Source organism: Kitasatospora sp. NPDC032757 (assembly GCF_055579305.1).
This window is the reverse complement of record NZ_JBVINN010000095.1, coordinates 1-2,848: the sequence shown is the minus strand read 5'-3', so window position 1 is coordinate 2,848 and position 2,848 is coordinate 1. Positions and strand designations below refer to the sequence as shown.

The following is a 2,848-nucleotide window of genomic DNA, read 5'->3' as shown; positions in this document are numbered from 1 at the left end:
GGACCGCATGCGCCGCTTCGACGCCAAGGGCCGCACCAGCTGACGCCCCACCGCCAGCACCCCGCCCCTCCGCAGACCCCAGGACACCCCATGTATCGCACCGCACTGCGCAACGTGCTGGCCCACAAGGGCCGACTGCTGATGACGGCACTGGCCGTCATGCTGGGCACCGCCTTCGTCGCCGGCACCATGGTCTTCTCCGACACGTTCGGCAAGGCCATGCGGGACAGCAACTCCAAGAGCTACTCCGACGTGTCGGTCCAGATCGTCGACCGGGCGGCCGGCTCCGGCGCCTCCGCCCGCGAGAAGAGCGAGAAGAGCGCGGCCACCCTGACCGACGCCACCGTCCAGCAGCTCGGCGCGCTCCCCGGCGCCGCCCACGCCCGCGGCGTGGTCAGCGGCTTCACCGGCGTGGCCGACAAGAGCGGCAACCTGGTCGGCCAGGCCTGGGCCGCCAAGGGCGCCAACTTCGCGCCCGGGCCGGACGGCAAGGACACCCGCTACCCGATGGCCGAGGGCCAGGGCCCGAAGAGCGCCCAGGAGATCGCGCTCGACCGCAAGACCGCCGACAAGGCCGGCTACAAGGTCGGCGACACCGTCCGGCTGGCCTCCAACGGCCCGGTGCTGGAGGCGAAGCTCACCGGCATCTTCACCACCGACGACCCGGTGGTGAACTCCGGCGGCACGCTCACCCTGTTCGACCGCGCCACCGCCCAGCAGCTGCTGCTGGAGCCGGGCCGCTACAGCAGCATCGTGCTCACCGCCAAGCCCGGCACCACCGAGAGCGCCCTGCTCGCCGAGGCCGGGGCAAAGCTCCCGGCCGGCCAGCAGATCCACTCCGAGACCGGCACGGAGCTCAAGGACGACGAGCAGAAGATGATCGAGAGCGGCACGTCGAGCATGCGCACCATGCTGCTCGCCTTCGCCGGGATCTCGCTCTTCGTCGGCATCTTCATCATCGCCAACACCTTCACCATGCTGGTCGCCCAGCGCACCAAGGAGCTCGCCCTGCTGCGGGCGATCGGTGCCAGCCGCAAGCAGGTCACCCGGTCGGTGCTGATCGAGGCGCTGGCCATCGGCACCATCTCGGCCGTCGCCGGTCTGGTGGCCGGCATCGGGATCGGCGCCGGACTGCAGTCCCTGATCCACTCGCTGGACGACGGCATGCCCACCGGCTCGCTGGTGATCAAGCCGATGACCGTGGCGGTCACCCTGGTGGTCGGCATCCTGGTGACGGTCCTCTCCGCCCTGCTGCCCGCCATGCGCGCCTCCCGGATCGCCCCGGTGGCCGCGATGAGCAGCGGCGACCAGCCGAGCAGCCAGAAGAGCCTGGTGGTGCGCAACACCATCGGCTCGGTGCTGGCCGCCGGCGGCGGCGCGCTGATCGCCTACGGCGCCTCCACCGGCGACAGCGGCGGCCGGGTGCCGGTCGCGTTCGGCGCCCTGCTGGCCCTGATCGGCATCTTCATCCTGCTGCCGCTGCTCTCCCGTCCGGTGATCGCCCTGGTCGGCCCGGTGCTCGGCAAGCTGTTCGGCACGCCCGGCAAGCTCGCCCGGCAGAACGCCGTGCGCAACCCGCGCCGCACCGCCGCCACCGCGGCCGCGCTGACCATCGGCCTGACCCTGGTCAGCGGCCTGACGGTGCTCGGCGCCTCGATCGGCGGTGCGATCGACAAGGCCGTCACCAGCACGATGAAGGCCGACTACGTGGTCTCGGCCGCGAACGGCATGAGCCTCTCCGAGAAGGTCCCGGCCGAGATCGCCAAGACCCCCGGGGTGACGGCCGCCTCGGCGATGACCACCGTGTACTGGGAGCTGAACGGCAGCACCCGGGCCATCACCGGCCTGGACCAGAACACCTTCGACAAGCTCGTCTCGGTGGACGTGACCAGCGGCTCCGCCACCGCACTGGGCCAGGGCAAGATCATGGTCGACGAGGACGTCGCCAAGAAGAACGGCGTCACCGCCGGTTCGACCATGACGGTCACCTACCCCGACGAGTCCACCGGCCAGGTCACCGTCGGCGGCGTCTACAAGGCGGGCGGCATGCTCGGCCCGGTCCTGCTGGCCAACAGCGAGATCGTCAAGCACGAGCCCGAGCCCTACCTCAGCGACGTCCTGGTCAAGGGCGCCGACGGCGCCACCGACAAGCTGAAGCAGGCGCTCAAGGACGCCACCGGCGCCAACCCGGTGATCGAGGTCAAGTCCAAGCAGGACGTCCGCGACGACTTCAGCCAGATCATCACCTTCGCGCTGAACATGATGTACGGGCTGCTCGCGATGTCCGTGATCGTCGCGATCCTCGGGGTGATCAACACGCTGGCCATGTCGGTCTTCGAGCGCAAGCGCGAGATCGGGATGCTCCGGGCGATCGGCCTGGACCGCGGCGGCATCAAGCGGATGGTCCGGCTGGAGTCCGTCGTGATCTCGGTCTTCGGCGCCGGCATCGGCCTGCTGCTCGGCTGCTTCATGGCCTGGGCGATCAACGGCACCCTGAAGTCCAGCATGGCGGGCCTGACCACCGTCCTGCCCTTCGGCCAGCTGCTGCTCTTCCTCGCCCTGGCCGGCGTGGTCGGCCTGGTGGCGGCGATCTGGCCGGCCCGCCGGGCGTCCAAGCTCGACATCCTGGCGAGCATCAAGACCGACTGACGAACCGACGGACCGACCGTCGCCCACCGGCCCCGGGCACCACGCCCGGGGCCACCGTCCTGGGACGACCACGCACACCGACAACGAGAAGGCCCCCGCCGGAGGCGTGGGTTCTACTGATCCCCGCAACACCCTGGAGTTCAGGGGTTGCGGGGATCATGGATTTTGAGGCGCTGAAGACGAGGTTCTTCGAGGCGTT

Annotated in this window: 1 protein-coding gene; it reads left to right on the top strand. The window is 70.2% G+C overall.

Going from position 1 to position 2,848, the window contains the following annotated elements; translation table 11 throughout:
- Positions 1-90 precede the first annotated feature (90 nt).
- Positions 91-2,649 (top strand): ABC transporter permease, encoded by a 2,559-nt coding sequence (locus ACZ5WK_RS40195; protein ID WP_465555519.1) that lies wholly within the window; start codon positions 91-93, stop codon positions 2,647-2,649.
- Positions 2,650-2,848 lie beyond the last annotated feature (199 nt).

Excerpts from the sequence above, each read along its gene's own strand:
- ACZ5WK_RS40195 (WP_465555519.1), top strand. The coding sequence starts at position 91 with ATGTATCGCACCGCACTGCGCAACGTGCTGGCCCACAAGGGCCGACTG.